Origin of the sequence: Martinezella miluonensis (assembly GCF_900094545.1) — a bacterium.
GTDB lineage: Bacteria > Pseudomonadota > Alphaproteobacteria > Rhizobiales > Rhizobiaceae > Rhizobium > Rhizobium miluonense.
In genome coordinates this window covers 66040-81570 of record NZ_FMAH01000021.1, presented here as the reverse complement: position 1 = coordinate 81570, position 15531 = coordinate 66040, and the positions used below count along the sequence as shown (strand labels likewise).

At 59.0% G+C, this 15531-nt stretch carries 16 protein-coding genes; 9 read left to right on the top strand and 7 right to left on the bottom strand.

Annotated features, from left to right (window positions below):
- Nucleotide 1: 1 nt before the first annotated feature.
- From GA0061102_RS17745 to fabD, 3 genes are all read right to left on the bottom strand, one after another.
- On the bottom strand, nucleotides 2-238 hold the full coding sequence (locus GA0061102_RS17745; RefSeq protein WP_004122114.1) for an acyl carrier protein: 237 nt from the start codon (nucleotides 236-238) through the stop codon (nucleotides 2-4).
- Nucleotides 239-522: 284 nt separating this feature from the next.
- Nucleotides 523-1260: a 3-oxoacyl-[acyl-carrier-protein] reductase gene (fabG, locus tag GA0061102_RS17740; protein ID WP_092851580.1), complete on the bottom strand. Its 738-nt coding sequence runs from the start codon at nucleotides 1258-1260 to the stop codon at nucleotides 523-525.
- Between the two features lie 24 nt (nucleotides 1261-1284).
- Nucleotides 1285-2229: an ACP S-malonyltransferase gene (gene fabD / locus GA0061102_RS17735; RefSeq protein ID WP_092851574.1), complete on the bottom strand. Its 945-nt coding sequence runs from the start codon at nucleotides 2227-2229 to the stop codon at nucleotides 1285-1287.
- A gap of 195 nt (nucleotides 2230-2424) precedes the next feature.
- Between fabD and GA0061102_RS17730 the strand changes: the two genes are divergently transcribed.
- Together GA0061102_RS17730 and GA0061102_RS17725 are read left to right on the top strand one after the other, a co-directional pair.
- The gene (locus tag GA0061102_RS17730) at nucleotides 2425-3468 is read left to right on the top strand and encodes an aldo/keto reductase (RefSeq protein WP_092851571.1); all 1044 of its coding nucleotides are present in this window, start codon (nucleotides 2425-2427) and stop codon (nucleotides 3466-3468) included.
- A 194-nt stretch (nucleotides 3469-3662) separates the two neighbouring features.
- A complete protein-coding gene (locus GA0061102_RS17725; RefSeq protein WP_092851565.1) occupies nucleotides 3663-4151 on the top strand; it encodes an AAA family ATPase in 489 nt (162 codons plus the stop codon).
- A gap of 53 nt (nucleotides 4152-4204) precedes the next feature.
- Here the strand turns inward: GA0061102_RS17725 and GA0061102_RS17720 are convergent, their stop codons facing one another.
- Nucleotides 4205-4951 carry a histidine phosphatase family protein gene (locus GA0061102_RS17720; RefSeq protein WP_092851563.1) on the bottom strand — a complete coding sequence of 249 codons (747 nt, stop codon included), beginning with the start codon at nucleotides 4949-4951 and terminating at the stop codon, nucleotides 4205-4207.
- A 264-nt stretch (nucleotides 4952-5215) separates the two neighbouring features.
- On the opposite strand from GA0061102_RS17720, the gene GA0061102_RS17715 reads away from it, so the two are divergent.
- The 5 genes from GA0061102_RS17715 to rplI all read left to right on the top strand — a co-directional run bounded on the left by GA0061102_RS17715 (nucleotide 5216) and on the right by rplI (nucleotide 9129).
- Nucleotides 5216-6373 carry an SH3 domain-containing protein gene (locus GA0061102_RS17715; protein ID WP_245298044.1) on the top strand — a complete coding sequence of 386 codons (1158 nt, stop codon included), beginning with the start codon at nucleotides 5216-5218 and terminating at the stop codon, nucleotides 6371-6373.
- Nucleotides 6374-6678: 305 nt separating this feature from the next.
- Entirely contained in the window at nucleotides 6679-7131 is a 453-nt protein-coding gene (gene rpsF / locus GA0061102_RS17710) for a 30S ribosomal protein S6 (RefSeq protein ID WP_092851559.1), read from the top strand.
- 13 nt (nucleotides 7132-7144) lie between these two features.
- A complete protein-coding gene (gene rpsR, locus GA0061102_RS17705) occupies nucleotides 7145-7393 on the top strand; it encodes a 30S ribosomal protein S18 (protein WP_004122103.1) in 249 nt (82 codons plus the stop codon).
- Between the two features lie 157 nt (nucleotides 7394-7550).
- The gene (locus tag GA0061102_RS17700) at nucleotides 7551-8531 is read left to right on the top strand and encodes a DUF2232 domain-containing protein (RefSeq protein WP_092851557.1); all 981 of its coding nucleotides are present in this window, start codon (nucleotides 7551-7553) and stop codon (nucleotides 8529-8531) included.
- Between the two features lie 19 nt (nucleotides 8532-8550).
- Entirely contained in the window at nucleotides 8551-9129 is a 579-nt protein-coding gene (rplI, locus tag GA0061102_RS17695; protein ID WP_092851555.1) for a 50S ribosomal protein L9, read from the top strand.
- A gap of 94 nt (nucleotides 9130-9223) precedes the next feature.
- On the opposite strand, the gene GA0061102_RS17690 is transcribed toward rplI, so the two are convergent.
- From GA0061102_RS17690 to GA0061102_RS17680, 3 genes are read right to left on the bottom strand one after another with little or no spacing between them, the layout of a single operon-like run.
- Nucleotides 9224-10291 (bottom strand): HlyD family secretion protein, encoded by a 1068-nt coding sequence (locus tag GA0061102_RS17690; RefSeq protein ID WP_092851550.1) that lies wholly within the window; start codon nucleotides 10289-10291, stop codon nucleotides 9224-9226.
- A gap of 17 nt (nucleotides 10292-10308) precedes the next feature.
- On the bottom strand, nucleotides 10309-11955 hold the full coding sequence (locus GA0061102_RS17685) for an MFS transporter (RefSeq protein ID WP_092851546.1): 1647 nt from the start codon (nucleotides 11953-11955) through the stop codon (nucleotides 10309-10311).
- 8 nt (nucleotides 11956-11963) lie between these two features.
- Entirely contained in the window at nucleotides 11964-12407 is a 444-nt protein-coding gene (locus GA0061102_RS17680; protein WP_092851544.1) for a MarR family winged helix-turn-helix transcriptional regulator, read from the bottom strand.
- Between the two features lie 348 nt (nucleotides 12408-12755).
- Between GA0061102_RS17680 and GA0061102_RS17675 the strand changes: the two genes are divergently transcribed.
- Both GA0061102_RS17675 and alr read left to right on the top strand, forming a co-directional pair.
- A complete protein-coding gene (locus tag GA0061102_RS17675; RefSeq protein ID WP_092851542.1) occupies nucleotides 12756-14252 on the top strand; it encodes a replicative DNA helicase in 1497 nt (498 codons plus the stop codon).
- Nucleotides 14253-14365: 113 nt separating this feature from the next.
- A complete protein-coding gene (gene alr, locus GA0061102_RS17670; protein WP_092851541.1) occupies nucleotides 14366-15529 on the top strand; it encodes an alanine racemase in 1164 nt (387 codons plus the stop codon).
- Nucleotides 15530-15531 lie beyond the last annotated feature (2 nt).

Below are 15531 nucleotides of genomic sequence, written 5' to 3'. Positions count from 1 at the left end.
ATTAGGCCTGAGCCTTCTCAATGAACTTTACCGCGTCGCCAACGGTCAGGATCGAGTCAGCAGCATCGTCAGGGATTTCAACGCCGAATTCTTCTTCGAAAGCCATGACCAGTTCGACCGTATCGAGCGAGTCCGCACCCAGATCGTCGATGAAGCTTGCGCTTTCAACAACCTTGTCGGCGTCAACGCCAAGATGATCAACAACAATTTTCTTTACGCGTTCTGCGATATCGCTCATGTCGGTTTCCTCGACCTTATATCCTGATCAGAATGCCCTGTGACATCCCTACCTATTCAAACCTGCAGCGTCTGTCCTGACACCGCTGGCAAACCCGTTCAACCCGGCATTGAGATCCGGTCCAGCGCCTTGAATGCGGCCCAGTCCGTCTGCATTTTCCGGACGACTGTTCACAGTCATGGCCCGCTTAACACGGTTTAAGTCCGTCGCAAAGCCAGAAAATAGCCGGCTCCGGGTTGCTCAACATGCTATTGGAGGGAAAGTTCCCTCCAATAGCAATTCCGTTAGATCATCGCCATGCCGCCGTTGACATGGATCGTCTGGCCGGTGACGTAGCTTGCCTCGGAAGAGGCGAGATATGCGACCGCCGAAGCGACTTCCAGACCGGTGCCCATGCGCTTCATGGGAATGGCGCCCATGATGGCTTCTTTCTGCTTGTCATTCAGCTTGCCCGTCATCGCGCTTTCGATGAAGCCGGGGGCAACGCAGTTGACGGTCACGTTGCGGGTGGCGATTTCCTGCGCCAGCGACTTGGTAAAGCCGATCATGCCGGCCTTGGAGGCGCAGTAGTTCGCCTGGCCGGGATTGCCGGTGACACCGACGACCGAGGTGATGTTGATGATGCGGCCATAGCGGCGGCGCATCATCGGATGGGTCAGCTCGCGCGTCAGGCGGAAGACGGCCGTGAGGTTGACTTCCAGCACGGCATCCCAGTCGTCGTCGCTCATGCGCACGAAGAGGCCGTCCTTGGTGATGCCGGCATTGTTGACGAGGATATCGACGCCGCCGAGCTCTTCTTCGGCCTTGGCGCCAAGCGCCTTTACCTCGTCGCGATCCGACAGGTTGGCCGGGAAGATCTTGACGCGATCGCCGAGTTCGGACGCCAGCGTCTCCAGCCTTTCGACGCGCGTGCCGTGCAGGCCGACGATCGCGCCCTGCTTGTGCAGGAGCCGGGCGATTTCTTCGCCGATGCCGCCGGATGCGCCGGTTACCAGGGCCTTACGGCCGGTCAAATCAAGCATGTGTGTCCCTCGCTTCTAATTTTTTCAGCCGAGCAGTGCGGCAAGCGCCGTGTCGATATCAGCGGCATTGTTGACGGCAATGCCGTTGACCGATTTGTCAATGCGGCGAGCCAGGCCCGTCAGCACCTTGCCGGCGCCGATCTCATACAATGTCGTGACATTGTTGGCGGCAAACCATTCCACCGTCTCGCGCCAACGCACCTGGCCGGTGACCTGTTCGACCAGCAGCCCGGCAATCTCGTCGGCATCCGTGACCGGAGCCGCCTTGACGTTGGCAATAACAGGCACGACCGGATTGTTCTTGGCGACGCCGGCGAGCGCTTCGCGCATCGCTTCGGCAGCCGGGGCCATCAGCGCGGAATGGAAAGGTGCGGAGACCGGCAGCAGGATGGCTCGCTTGGCGCCCTTGGCGGTCGCAAGCTCAGCAGCCTTCTCGACCGGAGCTTTCTCGCCGGAAATGACGATCTGGCCGCCGCCATTGTCATTTGCGATCTGGCAGGCGCCGAGAGCGGACGCTTCCGCACAGACTGCGATGACATCGGCATGTTCAAGCCCGATGATCGCAGCCATGGCGCCGACGCCGACGGGAACTGCTGCCTGCATGGCGTTGCCGCGGATGCGCAGCAGCCGTGCCGTGTCGCCAAGCGAGAAGGTGCCGGCGGCACAAAGCGCGGAATATTCGCCGAGCGAGTGGCCGGCGACATAGGCGACCTTGCTCTTCAAGTCCAGGCCACGAGCCTGCAGCACACGGATGACGGCGAGCGACACGGCCATCAACGCCGGCTGCGCATTGGCCGTCAATGTCAGCTTGTCTTCCGGGCCGTTGAAGATGACGTCGGAGAGCTTTTCACCGAGCGCTTCATCGACTTCCTCGAAGACGGCACGCGCCTCGGCGAAATTGTCGGCAAGGTCCTTGCCCATGCCGACGGCCTGGCTGCCCTGGCCGGGAAATGTGAAAGCAACAGTCATTATAAAGCGTCCTTTTAGGGGTCGTTTTGCTTCCCAATGACATTGTTTGCGCCGGAGTCAATAGCGCAAGCCCCGCAGCCACAGGCTTTTGCGCCTGCAAGACGCAATGATTTTTTTCTTGCGCTTGCTCAGATCGGGCCTAAATTTGCACGACCTCATTCATTTTTACTTTCTCCCATCCCCCAAGGTTTTCCTATGAAATATAAGAATTTAGGCCGCACTGATATTTCCGTTTCGCAGATTTGCCTGGGCACGATGACCTGGGGCACGCAGAACAGCGAAGCCGAAGCGCATGAGCAGATGGATTATTCGGTCCATAAGGGTATCAATTTCTTCGACACTGCCGAAATGTACCCGACAACACCTGTGGGACCGGAGACGCAAGGGCGCACGGAAGAATATATCGGCACCTGGTTCGAGAAGACCGGCAAGCGCAAGGATATCGTGCTTGCCACGAAGGTCGCCGGCCCCGGCCGCGAGTATCTTCGCGGCGGCCAGGGTCCGGATGCCGCCAATATCAATGCAGCGATCGACGCCAGTTTGAAGCGGCTGAAGACCGACTATATCGATCTCTATCAGGTCCACTGGCCGAACCGCGGCCATTTTCATTTCCGCCAGAACTGGCATTACAACCCCTTCACGCAGGACCGCGAGAAAGCCGTCGCCGATATCACCGAGATCCTGGAGACGATGGGCGAGCTGGTGAAGGCCGGCAAGATCCGCGCCATCGGCCTGTCGAACGAGACGACCTGGGGCATCCAGAAGTATCTGACGATTTCCGAGCAGCATGGCCTGCCGCGCGTTGCGACCACGCAGAACGAATACAATCTGCTCTACCGGCATTTCGACCTCGATCTGGCGGAACTGTCGCATCACGAAGATGTCGGGCTGCTCGCCTATTCGCCGCTTGCCGGCGGCATCCTCAGCGGCAAATATGTCGGCGGAGCGCGTCCGGCCGGCTCACGCGGCTCGATCAACACCGATATCGGCGGCCGCCTGCAGCCGCTGCAGGAACCGCCGGTAAAGGTCTATCTGGAAATCGCAGCCAAATACGGCATCGACCCATCGAAGCTTGCGCTCGCCTATTGCCTCACCAAGCCCTTCATGACCTCGGTCATCATCGGTGCAACGACGATGGCGCAGCTCGAAACTGATGTGGCCGCCGCTTATGTGACGTTGCCACCCGAGGCCTTGGCGGAGATCGAGCAGGTGCACCGGAAGTATCCGATGCCGATGTAAGGCCGGAACGCGCCGGACTCGGCAACGGATGCCGCCAATCGTGACTATAACGTTGCGCCCCTAGCAGCGATCTTCATGATGAAGATCGCTGCTATCACTTCTGTAAATTGTCGCAATCGAGCGAGCTGGTATAGTGCTTGACTGTGGACACACCGCCCGCTTCGGCGATGGTTTTTCTAACCAAGAGCAATAGGATGGGCGTCAGAAACTATTTGATCGAAGGTGTTTCCGGCACCGGCAAGACATCCGTCTGCCGCGAGCTGCGGCAGCGCGGTTGCCATGCCATCAATGGTGATACTGAGTTGGCTTATCAGGGCGATCCAAAGACGGGAGAACCCTTGGATGGGCTTGCCCATGAGCATCATATTTGGGACGTGGATAGGGTCAGAGCGCTGGTGGCCGACCAGAGCCACCCTGCATCATTCTTCTGCGGCGGCTCCAGGAATTTCTCCAGCTTCATTGATCTGTTCGATCAGGTCTTTGTTCTCGAGGTCGATCTGGACACGCTGACCCGACGGCTTGACGAGCGGCCGGAAACCGAATGGGGCGGAAGAGCTGCCGAGCGGCAACTCATCGAGCGGTTGCATGCCACCAAGGAAGATGTTCCGAAGGGTGGCGTCGTCATCGACGCGACTGCGCCGATCGAACGCGTCGTGGATGAGATTCTGGAAAAGTGCATCTAGCTCACGGATACCCCAGCATATGCATGCGGAGCGGAAAGCGGTCCGCAGATGCTCTATTGGACCGCCTTGGGCGCAGTCGTCAGCTCGGTGCCATAAGCCTCCTTCAACTCCTCCTGCCCTTGCACACGGTCCACAGACTTGTGGAGCAGGATCGATCTGTAACCTTCGGAATGCCGGCCCTCGATCAAGGTCACATCAGCATTCCCCGGATTGTCCGAGCGTTCGAACCAATCGACGGGATGATGCAGAAAATTCATCTCGAAGGCTCGGTTGGTCACACCATGGCCGACGATAAGGACATTGTTTTTCCCGTTTTCGGCATCGTGCATGACGGTCTGCAGGAACAGGCGCACGCGCTGGGCGACGTCGGCGCGGCTCTCGCCGTCCGGCGGCCGCGCATAGAATTTGCCGTTATTGTTGCGCAGCCTCGCCCATTTCTCGAATTCGTCGGGGAATTTCCGCTTCTGCTCGGCATGGTCGTAAATTTCGGTGAAGAGCCCGAAATCCTGCTCGCGCAGCAGATAATCTTCTTTCACATCCTCAATCAAATCGGCCGGCAGAACCTCCAGCAAGGCATCCTTGCTCTGCCGCGTCCTCAAGAACGGCGAATACCAGACGCTCAGCCTGCGCAACTCAGCGGTCGGCAGTCCTTTGAGATGAGTGGCGATGGCCTGCCCGGCCTCCAGCACCTGGCGATACCCCCACTCGGTCAGCGGAACATTGTGATCGCCGAATTGCCGATAGGCCTGGTCATCGATATTGCCGAGGGATTCGCCGTGCCGGACGAGGAAGATACGCATGAACAGTCCGTGCTGCCGCTATTGATACCAAGACATCATGACCGCAGAGCGGGCCACACGCAATGAGGCGGCGAATACATGCGTGGGTGAGTTCTTCCAATTCGACGTGAAATGGCGGACCATATTCGTGCCAAGAGCGTTGAAAGCAGGGCCGAAATAATGTGTGCGGCAGAATACATGGGCCCTAAGTTGCAGCCGCTTCCTGCAATCTAAACACTAATGGAATTCAAAGATAAACGCCGGCCTTGTGGAAATTCAAAACCTGTGAAATTCATTCTCTTCCATTGGGGAGTGAGCGTGGTGGGGGCATTTCAAATAGGCTGCGCTTTCGTTTTGGGCGTCACCTTTTTCGCAAGCGATGCGGCTGCGCGTCTCAGCTACAGCAATCTCGTGACAGATGATGGGCGACGTTACGTCATCGTGAACGGCTCGTTTGAGGCAGACGACGATTTGAGCAAATTTCGCAAGGCGGTGAATTCGTACCGGGCGAACTCAGTTACCTTCGATAGCCCTGGCGGAAATGTCCAAAAGGCGATCGAGCTCGGAAGATTGATCAGGTCGCTGGGTTTGAGCACGGTCGCCGTACGTGTGCAAGAATGCGCATCCGCTTGCTCCTTGGCATTCCTTGGCGGCGTCGTTCGTTTGGCGGACGCCGGATCAATCGGTGTCCATAAGACCTCGTTTAGCGACACGAAGGGCATGCGCGTTGAAGAGGCCGTCGCAGCGGTCCAGACGATAACAGCCGACGTCATATCCTACATGACTGATATGGGCGCCGATCCCGGACTGTTAAAACTCTCCCTGCAATATGACTCCGATGATATGCGCTACCTGTCGGCAAGCGAGATGAAGCTGTATCGCGTGACGACGCCTGATGCGGATGAGCCGATAACGGAGTCGCAAGCACCCGAAAGCAAATCCCCCGATCTTCAAATTCCCGTGGCGCAAAGCGGAATTGTCCAACATCTGAAGGGCACTGCGCCACTGAAGGCCAATGCCAGCGCAAATTCAAAAACAATTGCCGATTTTGCAAATGGAAGCGGACTGGACATCAAAGCCAGTGACGGCGAATGGTATCAGGTGTCGATCGCCGGGCAGAGAGGATATATGCACCAAGCCTGGGTGTGGGTTCGAGAGTTCGAAGAAAGGCAGTTCGGCAAGAGCTACATTCAGATCAAGAGCGTCGATGATTTGGAGACGGCACGGTCTTTCGTTTTAGATTCGAAAATTCCCTTGGCGGTGCATCTTACGGCGAATGGTAGGTTTGCCGTTACAGTCAACGCGACAGGAAGCCGCGACATCCAAAGCTCCCTGCTCCAGATATTGAGTACGAACAATACGATCCCGAAAAGCGCTTTCGTCACCTACGGCAATACCTATGTCCGGGAAGTCTGCTGCGGCGACTTGTTGTCGAGTAAGTGAGCGACGTTCGCCATCGGGCCTCAATGGCGGCGTTCTTCGAATTTCGTCGCTCCCCTTGCCTTTTCCGCAAAAATCCGTATAAGCCGCCCTGTTCGCAACCCGGTCTTCTGGCTGGTGGCTGAACGGAGGGCCGGTTTTCCGTGAGGGGAATCGTTCGGAACGGAAGCGTTCCAGCCTCCCGTGTCTCCGCTCTCGACCGTCTCGGAAACGCTTTTCTTGCTTGGGTTTACCCCTCTCAGGAGCAGTCGTTGAGGCTTAGCCGCCGAATATCGGGTCAGATCAACGCAAGAAAGGCAAAGCTATCCATGGCTCTTTATGAACATGTATTCCTTGCTCGACAGGATATTTCCGCTCAGCAGGTCGATGCCCTCGTAGAACAGTACAAGGGTGTTATCGAAGCTAACGGCGGTAAAGTCGGGCGTATCGAAAACTGGGGCCTCAAGTCCCTCACCTACCGCATCAAGAAGAACCGCAAGGCTCATTATGCCCTGATGGACATTGATGCTCCGGCCGCTGCGATCCAGGAAATGGAACGTCAGATGCGCATCAGCGAAGACGTCCTGCGTTACATGACTATCGCTGTTGAAAAGCACGAAGAAGGCCCGTCTGCCATGATGCAGAAGCGCGACCGTGACGACCGTCCGCGCCGCGATGGCGACCGTCCGGAGCGTAGCTTCGGCGACCGTGACCGTGGTCCGCGTCCGGATCGTGGTGACCGCGAAGACCGTCCGCGCCGTCCGCGCGAAGACCGCGTATAAGGAGATTTGAGAGATGTCTGAAGTTTCTTCCGCACCGGTCCGCCGTCCGTTCCATCGCCGCCGCAAGACCTGCCCGTTCTCGGGCGCGAATGCGCCGCGCATCGACTACAAGGACGTCCGTCTCCTGCAGCGCTACATTTCCGAGCGCGGCAAGATTGTTCCGTCCCGCATCACGGCCGTTTCCCAGAAGAAGCAGCGCGAACTCGCCCAGGCGATCAAGCGCGCCCGCTTCCTCGGCCTGCTGCCTTACGTCGTCGCTTAATCGACGCCGAATGAATAGAGGGAAGGCAGCAATGCCTTCCCTTCTCCCTTTCGCGATGGGCGCGGATCGGAACCTTGAAACCCCATGTTGGGGACGGCTTTCAGAACCGAGTTTCGGAAGCATCCTCTAACTGCTCGATACGAAGCAGGACAGCGACGTGAAGAAGTTGAACGCAAAAGAGCTTGGCATCGGCGCGCTCGCCGGTCTGACCGCCGCCCTACTCGTGTATGGCGCGACGCTTCAGCCATTGCTATTCATCCTTTTTGGCGCACTTTCTGCTCTTCCTATCCTGATCGTCGGCCTCGGCTGGGGCAACGTAGCCGTCATCGTTGCCGTTGTGGCCGCAGGTATCGTCGGTACGATCTCGCAATCGGCCTATTTCGGCCTGTTCGTCATTCTGCTGGCGCTGATCCCGGCATGGCTCAGCCATCTCGCCAATCTGGCGCGTCCTGCCTCCGAACTCGGCGGACCGGATCACCTGATGGCATGGTATCCGCTCTCTGACATCATGCTGCATCTTTGCGGCCTTGCAGCCGTCGTCATCGTCATCGTCGGCGCGATCATGGGCTACAGCGCCGATCTTGTTGGCCAGGTGATCGACCTATACGTCAAGGTCATGAATCAGCAGCAGCCGGCGCTGCAGCTCGATCAGGCCGCGATTGCGAAGACCAAACTTCTTATGCTCTATGCGATCCCGATCGCCTGGGGCATGATCTGGGTCATGATGATGCTCGCCGCCTATTATGTGGCGACACGGATTGTCACGGCCTCGAAGCACAATCTGCGTCCGCGCGAGGATATCCCCTCATCGCTACGTATGAACCGCAATGCGATCTTCGTCTTTCTCGGGGCGATCGTCGTCATCTTCTTCGGCGGCATACCGGCCCTTATCGCCGCCGCCGTGCTCGGCGCCTTCGGCGCGGGCTTCATCGTTTCCGGCTTCGCGTCGCTGCATTATCGCACGCGTGGCAAGGATTGGCGCATCCCCGTGCTTGTCCTCTGCTACCTGACGTCCTTCCTGCTGACGCTGCCGCTCTTCATCATCCTTGTTCTTGGCCTTTACGATACGCGCAAGGCGATATCGCTGACCCCGAACAAGAATGCCGAAACATCCAAACCAACCGACACGAAAATCTGACATCGAAAGGAACAAGAAAATGGAAGTCATTCTTCTCGAGCGCATCTCCAAGCTCGGCCAGATGGGCGAAACCGTAAAGGTTCGCGACGGCTTTGCCCGTAACTACCTGCTGCCGCTCGGCAAGGCACTCCGCGCCAACGCCGCCAACAAGGCCCGCTTCGAATCCGAGCGCGCAACGCTCGAAGCACGTAACCTCGAGCGCAAGAGCGAAGCCCAGAAGGTTGCCGACGTTCTCGCCGGCAAGTCCTTCATCGTCGTTCGCTCGGCTGGCGAAACCGGCCAGCTCTACGGTTCGGTCGCTGCTCGTGACGTCGTTGAAATCCTCGCAGCCGAAGGCTTCAACATCGGCCGCAGCCAGGTTCACCTGAACACGCCGATCAAGGCTATTGGCCTGCACGACGTTGCCATCGCTCTTCATGCCGAAGTCGAAATCAACGTCGAGCTCAACGTTGCCCGTTCCGCTGAAGAAGCCGAGCGTCAGTCCAAGGGTGAGACCCTCACCTCTGCCGACGCCATCTACGGCATCGACGAAGACGCCCTGCGTCCGGAAGACTTCTTCGATCCGGAAGCTGAACGCGACGCCGAAGACGAAGCTTGATCTTCAAGCCTTCGCAGCATTGCGAATGAAGAAGCCTGGGTCTTTCGACCCAGGCTTTTTTGTTTGCCTGCAGGGAATAAAGCGAACTCTTACTTCAGTCGCCGGCCTTGGCCTCCGGCAGCGGAGCCGAATCCTTGTCGATCGAAACGACCACGGACATGCCGGGCGCCAGCCCATTTGCCTCGGGCTGATCATCTTCGATCTTGACCCTGACGCCGATGCGCTGGGCGACTTTGGTGAAATTACCCGTGGCGTTGTCGGGCCTGATGACGGCGAATTCGGAGCCGGCAGCCGGAGAAAAGCGCTGGATACGGCCCTTGATATCGCGATGCCCGAACGCATCCACGGAGATCGTCGCAGGCTGATCGAGCTTCATGCCGTCAAGCTGGGTCTCCTTGAAATTGGCGATAACCCAGATGTCCTTCGGCACGAGCCCCATGAGCTGTGTGCCGGGCGTCACATATTGGCCAAGACGCACGCCGACTTCGCCGACCCGGCCATCGCGCGGCGCCCTGATCGTCGTATTGTCCAGATCGATATCGGCAAGCTGCACAGCAGCCTCCGCACCGCTGACGCCGGCCTCTAGCGAAGCGCGGTTGACGATGATCGTCGTCAGGTTCTGCTGGGATACGTCGAGGCCGGCTTTGGCTTGATTGACTGATGCCTGCGCCTGCTGCAGCGTCGCCTGCGCCTGTTCGGAATCGCTTGTCGTCGAGACACCTCTGGAGACCAGCGTCGTCACACGATCGGCGGCGAGCTGGGCACGTTTGAGCGCGGCATTGGCGCTGTCGATCTGCGCCTGGCTGGAGGCGATGCCAGCCTTCGCCGCCTGCTCCTGCTGTTGTGAATTGGCGAGCGCCGCCTTCTGTCCGGCAAGCGTCGCCCGCGCCTGCGCCACCTTCTGCTTGTAGATGCGATCATCGATCTGGGCGAGCACCTCGCCCTCCTTGACGAGCTTGTAGTCCTTGATCGGCACGTCGGTAATATAGCCGCTGACCTGCGGGCTGATCGTCGTGACATAGCCTTTGACATAGGCGTCGTCAGTGGTCTCGACGGAGGTTTTGAACGGCGGCAGGTGCCAGGCATAGAGTACCAGCATGACGCCGCCGATGCCGGCGAGAACGGCGATGACTTCGATTGGGGAGCGAACGAGCCTCGGCATGGAGCTATTTCATATCCTCATGGGTTGGATGTCGCGACCTGCGTCTGCTCTTCAGCCAGACGTGATCTGATGAAGCGGAAGAAGACATGGATTAAGAGGCCGGCAAGCGACAGGAAAGCGATTGCAGCGGCGACGAAGAATGCGTCCCCATAGGCGAGCATGTTGGCCTCGTGGCTCACCTGCGAGCCGAGCAGCGCCAGCCCCTCCCCCTTCAGGAGCGCGCTATCCCCGATCACCTTGCCATAGGCGGACGAAAGCTGGCTGGCGCGTTGAGCCACGTGCGGGTCCGTCAGAAGCACGCGCTCGACCAATACAGCGGAATGGAACTTCTCGCGAATGATGATCAACGTGCCATAGAAGGCGGAGCCGATGAGCCCACCGATGCTCTGCGTGAAGGTGAAGACGACGAAGAAGGTCACCAGATAGGGCGGCCCCTTGCTCAGCGCCGCCTTGAAGCCCTCCGACATGGATGGCGGCAGGAAGAGAGCCGCGCCGGCCGCAACCAGCGCCTGGCTGAGATACATCTGCTCGGGCCGGGTGAGGTTCGTCACCTGCGCATCCATCAGCGAGCCCGCGCCCATCAGGATGAGCGCGACGAACTGGATCTGCCAGCCGAATCCATAATTCATGAATACTGTGCAAATGAGCCCGCCAATGACCGAGAAGGCCAGGATGATCCAATAGAGCATGGCTAGCTGATCGTAGAGAAGGCCGACCGCATTCTGATAGAGCGTCATGACGACGTAGGTCTGTTCGGCCGCGATCAGGCGGAAGATCAGAAGGATCGCCGTCAGATGCAGGATTTCCGGCCGCAGCAGCCAGCGGACGTCTATCAGCGGCGTTGCCCGCCTCAGATCGACGACGATTGCCGCGGTGATCGAAGCGATGCCGACCGCCAGCACGACGCCGAGCCAGGGCACCTCCAGCCACCAATAAAGTCGCCCGACCGAAAGGGCGACGGCCAGACAGCCGAACCCGATCGCCACAAGCAGGTAGCTGAAGATATCGCCGAGAACGATCACCTTGACCCGCGGCGGCGGCGTCAGCGGCAGGAGATAGATGATCGGCATGACCAGCAGCGCCAGCGCCATCTCGAGCGTATAAAGGCCGCGCCACTCGCCGTAATCCAGCAGCGATGGCGAGACGAGACGAGTGATGGGAGCGGCAAGCAGCGTATTCGTCATCGCCAGGCTGACGCCAACCGTAAGCTTCTTCGCCGGCTCGAAAGCCTCCAGCATATAGAGGAAGCCGAGCGTCGAGAGCGGTGCGCCCGCGATGCCGCTCAGGAAGCGGACGACGATCGCCGAATGCAGATCGGAGACGAAGAGATTGAGCAGCGAAGCGAGCACGAAGCCGAGAATGCTGACTTCAGCGAAGTTGCGCACGCCGTATTGCAGGCGGATCTTCACCAGCGCGATGGCGAGGCTGACATTGGGCGCCATGTAGGCGGCCGAGAGCCAGACGGACTCGGTGGTCGTTGCCGCGATGCTTCCCTGGATCTGCGTGAGATTGGCGAAGGCGAGATTGAGACCCAGCCCCTGGGTCAGAAAAAACATGACGGATGCCGCAATATAGAGCGGCACTTTCCAGCCTGGCATAGGCGGTGGTGCGGGTGGGACGGCGTTGGCTTCCGCGTTGGCGACCGGGCCCGAATCACCGCTCATGCACTACCTCATGATTTGCCCACGTTTTGGACGTTGGCCGTCATAGCGCGGATCACCTTGAGCGCCACGCCGATATCCTCGTCCGAAATTCCCTCCAAGATATCCGCACGCACACCGGTGGCAAGAGCCTCGACCTCTGCGGCTACGACTTTTCCCGATTCCGTCATGAAGATCTGCTTGGCGCGACGATCCGACTGTGCAGCGCGACGCTCGATGAAATTCTGCGCTTCCATGGCATCGAGGATGCGCACGAGCGTCGGCGTCTCGAGCTCCAGCTCGTCGGCGAGCTCCCTTTGGTTGATCCCATCCCTGCGGGAGAGCTTGCGAAAAACCCTGGCGCGCGACAGCGTCATGCCCTGTTCGCGAACAAGCGCATCAAACGCGGCCCTCAGCTTGCGATTGAATGCAAAAAGATCGTCGAAAAGTTCTTGTCTTGATGGCGCACCTGGCATTATTGCAACTTTATACTATTAGCATCCTACCCTATTTATAGGAAATACCCGGATTTTCGTAGTTTTTCAAGCATGATAGCTGCAACAGTTGATGCGTGCAGCGAAAGACCCGGCTAAAATATTCCCCACGGACGATTTGCATAAGTGATTCGTGTGTCGGTCTTTGCGTTGCAAAGTGGTCACAAGGGATTTTTTACGTGACGAAAGCTTGTCCCTGTGGACGAGTGGAACAACGTTGATAGGCCGGGCCTATCCATCCCGCTTGGCATGACCGCACATTTGCACGGTTGACCATGACACCGGATCATCGCAAACCAGTCTATACCCTAAAGCACGAAGAGATGGAAAATGAACGAAGCTGCGCGCAAGCTCGCCGCCATTGCTCCCGCCGAACAGCATTATCGCGAAGCGCCCAACAATATCGAGGCGGAGCAGGCTCTGCTCGGTGCCATCCTCGTCAATAACGATGCCTATTACCGCGTCTCCGACTTCCTGAAGCCAATCCATCTCTATGAGCCGCTGCACCGGAAGATCTTCGAGGTCGCCGGCGACATCATCCGCATGGGCAAGACGGCCAATCCGGTGACCATCAAGAGCTTCGTGCCTGCGGACGAAAAGGTCGGCGACATGACGGTCGCGCAATATCTGGCGCGTCTCGCCGTCGAAGCCGTGTCGATCATCAATGCCGAGGATTATGGCCGCGCCATCTACGACCTGGCGCTGCGCCGGGCGCTGATCACCATCGGCGAGGATATGGTCAACATCGCCTTCGATGCACCGCTCGACATGCCGCCGCAGACGCAGATCGAAGACACCGAGCGACGGCTGTTCGAACTTGCCGAAAACGGCCGCTACGACGGCGGCTTCCAGGCCTTCAACGATGCCGTGGCGCTGGCGATCGACATGGCGGCAGTCGCCAAGGAGCGAGACGGCGGTCTATCGGGTATCTCCACCGGCATCCACTCGCTGGACAGCAAAATGGGTGGCCTGCAGCGCTCCGACTTGATCGTCCTTGCGGGCCGTCCCGGCATGGGCAAGACCTCGCTCGCCACCAACATCGCCTATAATATCGCCGCCTCCTTTGAAGGCGAAGTACAGGCGGATGGTTCCACCAAGGCTAAGAACGGCGGTGTCGTCGGCTTCTACTCGCTGGAAATGTCTTCTGAACAGCTCGCCACCCGTATCATCTCCGAGCAGACGGAAGTCTCCTCGTCGAAAATCCGCCGCGGCGACATCAACGATGCGGATTTCGAGAAGCTGGTGGCATGCTCGATGATGATGCAGAAGGTGCCGCTTTATATCGACCAGACCGGCGGTATCTCGATCGCACAATTGTCCGCGCGCGCGCGCCGTCTGAAGCGGCAGCGCGGCCTCGATGTTCTGGTGGTCGACTACGTTCAGCTGATGACCGGCTCGGGGAAGTCGAACGAGAACCGCGTCCAGGAAATCACCCAGATCACCACCGGCCTGAAGGCGCTCGGCAAGGAGCTGAACGTTCCGATCATCGCGCTCTCCCAGCTCTCACGTGCTGTCGAAAGCCGCGAAGACAAGCGCCCGCAGCTTTCCGACCTTCGTGAATCCGGTTCCATCGAGCAGGACGCCGACGTCGTACTCTTCGTGTTCCGCGAGGAGTACTACGTCAAGAATGCCGAGCCACGCGATATCAACGATCCTAAATATGCCGAATGGGAAGCCCAGTTCGAGCGCGTGAAGGGTACGGCCGACGTGATCATCGCCAAGCAGCGCCATGGACCCACGGGCACCGTGAGGCTCGCGTTCCAGTCGGAATTCACCCGCTTTGCCGATCTCGCCGATTCTTCGTTCATTCAATACGAAGAGCACTGACAAAGGCGCTTGGCGGCGCATATGTGCGCCGCAGTACTTTTTCTTTTCATCGATGATCATTATCCTGGCCGGAGCGACATCACCTCCGGCCATTTCTTCGTTAAGGCGGCTCCATGACAGACAATTTCGATGACTATGACGCTTTCGCTTCCGCGGGCCTGCGACTGACGGTGGATCTCGGCGCTCTCGTCGAAAACTGGCGCGACATGGCCTACCGATCGGGAAGAGCCCGCACCGCCGCCGTCGTCAAGGCCGACGCCTACGGGCTCGGGATCGAGGACGTCGGCGAAACCCTCTACTCGGTCGGCGCCCGCGATTTCTTCGTCGCCACCGCCGATGAAGGCGCGACCTTGCGGCTCTACGCGCCGGAAGCACGGATCTTCGTGCTTTGCGGCATCTGGCCGGGGATGGAACGGACGTTCTTCGAAAACGATCTGGTTCCCGTCATCGCCTCGGAAGAGCAGCTGACCTTCTGGATGTCGGTGCTATCAGAGTATGGCGACTATCCCTGCGCATTGCAGGTCGACACCGGCTTCAATCGGCTCGGCCTGCCGATGGAGGATGCGATCGCGCTTGCCGATGACGTTTCCCGCCCGGCAAGCTTCGCGCCGGTGCTTGTCATGAGCCACCTTGCGTGCGGCGACGATCCCTCCAATCCGATGAACCGGCAGCAGCTCGAGGCCTTCCGCAAGGTGAGCGCCGCGTTCGAGGGGATCGAGGCAAGCCTTGCCAATTCAGCCGGCATCTTTCTTGGGCCGGAATATCATTTCGATCTCACGCGCCCCGGTATCGCCACCTATGGCGGCGAAGCCGTCCCCGGTATCGCCAATCCGATGCGCCCGGTGGCAACGGCCGAGGCTCGGATCATCCAGACCCGCTCCGTCAAGGCGGGTGAGACGGTGGGCTATGGCCGTGCGCTTCGGTTGACGCGCGATAGCCGGTTGGCGATCGTCTCTGCCGGTTATGCGGACGGCTACATGCGCAGCCTGTCAAGCGCCGGCGTTCCGCTGCGGCAAACCGACGTCGCTGCCGGTCACGGCTTCGTTGCCGGGCACAAGGTGCCGGTTGCTGGCCGTATCACCATGGACCTCACCATCTTCGATGTGACTGACCTGCCGGAAAACCTGGTCCGTGCCGGCGACTATATCGAACTCTTCGGCAGCAACGTTCTGGTTGACGATGCAGCTCGAGCAGCCGGCACGATCGGCTACGAGATGCTGACGAGCATGGGACTGCGGCACGAGCGGCGGTATATCTCGGAAGAAATCGAGGAATAGCC